General features: G+C 51.8%; 2 protein-coding genes. Both read left to right on the forward strand.

Annotated elements, in window-relative coordinates; all coding sequences use genetic code 11:
- The first annotated feature begins 7 nt into the window (after window positions 1-7).
- Window positions 8-565: a fimbrial protein gene (locus EA14781_RS22105; protein ID WP_000033341.1), complete on the forward strand. Its 558-nt coding sequence runs from the start codon at window positions 8-10 to the stop codon at window positions 563-565.
- Between the two features lie 78 nt (window positions 566-643).
- Window positions 644-2,253, forward strand: a 1,610-nt coding sequence (locus EA14781_RS22110; RefSeq protein ID WP_042336361.1) for an outer membrane usher protein, incomplete at its 3' end; no start/stop codon positions are given.

Below are 2,253 nucleotides of genomic sequence, written 5' to 3' on the forward strand. Positions count from 1 at the left end.
ATGAATAATGAGTAAGTTTGTTAAAACTGCCGTTGCGGCAGCGTTGGTCATGGGTGCGCTTTCTTCTGCTTCTGTTTTTGCCGCTAACAACGGTACCGCGCGTTTCTACGGTACGCTGGAAGATTCTGTCTGCTCTATTATTCCTGACGATCACAAACTGCAAGTCGACATGGGTGATATTGGCGCCAGCGCGATCTTAAACACCACGTCTACACCGAAATCTTTCCAGATCCGTTTGCAGGACTGTGCATTCGGCACTGAAACCACTATGGAAACGACATTCACCGGTACGAATTATACTGGCCCGAATACCGATAACTATGCGCTGTTTAGCCAGGATACGGGACGTGAAATGAAAAACGTCAGCCTGGTGATTGGCGATAAAGCGGGTGCTGGTTATAGAGTGGGTCAGCCTATCAAACAGAGTATTGTGATGGATACCGCTACTGGCAAAGGCAAAGCTAAACAGACTCTGGAATTTAAAGCCTGGTTAGTGGGTGAAGCTACACAGGCCGATCTGGGCGCCTTTGAAACCCTTACCACCTTCCAGATTACCTATCTCTAATGTGGTTGCCCCATGGCGTTACGCTATGGGGCCTCAATATATCGCCATTAAACTATTATAATCACGGATGATACGTGTATGCCTGACCACTCTTTATTTCGTTTACGTGGGCTGCCCTGGTATATCGCTCTGGCGATAACAGGATGCCAGTTTAATGCATGGGCCGATGATACCATTCAATTTGACCCCCGTTTTCTGGAATTAAAAGGCGACACAAAAATCGACCTTGGTCGCTTTTCTCATAAAGGCTACGTTGAACCCGGGAAATATAATTTACGTGTTCTGGTAAATAAACAACCGTTACCCAACGAATATGATATTTACTGGTACGCTGCAGAGAATGACGCCAGTAAAAGTTATGCCTGCCTGACGCCGGAGCTGGTCGCGTTGTTTGGTCTGAAAGACGATATCGCCAAAGCTTTACAATGGACGCATGACGGTCAGTGTCTGAAGTCAGGTCAGTTAGATGGGATGACGGTTGAGGGCGATCTCAGCCAGTCGGCATTAGTCATCTCTCTGCCGCAGGCTTACCTCGAATACGCCGATAACGATTGGGATCCCCCTTCGCGCTGGGATGATGGTATCCCAGGGCTTATTGCCGACTACAGTATCAACGCTCAAACCCGGCATCAGGAAGACAACGGCGAAAATAACTATGATGTCAGCGGCAACGGTACTGTGGGCGCCAACCTTGGCGCATGGCGCCTGCGCGCCGACTGGCAAAGCGACTATCAGCACACTCGCAATAGCGATGATAAAAGCAGCGACGGTACGGAAAGAAGCTGGCAGTGGAGCCGTTATTACGCCTGGCGCGCACTGCCGTCCTTAAAAGCCAAACTGTCCATTGGGGAGGATTTCCTCAACTCTGATATTTTTGACGGCTTCAGCTACATCGGCGCCAGCGTCAATTCCGACGATCAAATGCTGCCGCCCAACCTGCGTGGCTACGCCCCGGATATTTCCGGCGTGGCCCACAGTACGGCGAAAGTGACCGTCACACAGATGGGACGCGTGCTGTATGAAACACAGGTGCCCGCCGGACCGTTCCGTATTCAGGATATCGGCGACTCGGTGTCCGGCACGCTGCATGTGCGTATTGAAGAACAAAATGGGCAGATACAGGAGTATGACGTCAGTACTGCCTCCATGCCTTTCCTGACCCGCGAGGGACGAGTGCGCTACAAAGTGATGATGGGGCGCCCACAGGACTGGGATCACCATGTTGAAAGCGGCTTTTTCTCCGGCGGTGAAGCCTCCTGGGGTGTCGCCGATGGCTGGTCGCTGTACGGCGGCGCGCTGGCAGACAATCACTATCAGTCGTTGGCACTGGGCGTTGGACGAGATTTAGCGCTGCTTGGCGCGCTGGCGTTTGACGTCACGCACGCCCATGCACAACTGGACGACAATAACGCTTATGGCAAGGGGGCGCAGAATGGCAACTCATTTCGCGTGAGCTATGCCAAAGATTTCGACGAACTGAACAGCCGCATCACCTTTGCTGGCTATCGTTTCTCGGAAAAGAACTACATGACCATGAGCGAGTATCTCGATGCGAATAACGCCGATTACGCGCGCACGGGCAACGATAAAGAGATGTACACGGTCACTTATAACCAGAATTTTGCCAATGCCGGCGTCTCTGTCTATCTCAACTATTCTCGCCGTACTTACTGGGATCGCCCGGAACA

The organism is Escherichia albertii NBRC 107761 = DSM 17582 (assembly GCF_000759775.1).
Classification (GTDB): Bacteria; Pseudomonadota; Gammaproteobacteria; order Enterobacterales; family Enterobacteriaceae; genus Escherichia; species Escherichia albertii.

Coding starts and splice junctions, on each gene's coding strand:
- EA14781_RS22105 (WP_000033341.1), top strand. CDS start 8: ATGAGTAAGTTTGTTAAAACTGCCGTTGCGGCAGCGTTGGTCATGGGT.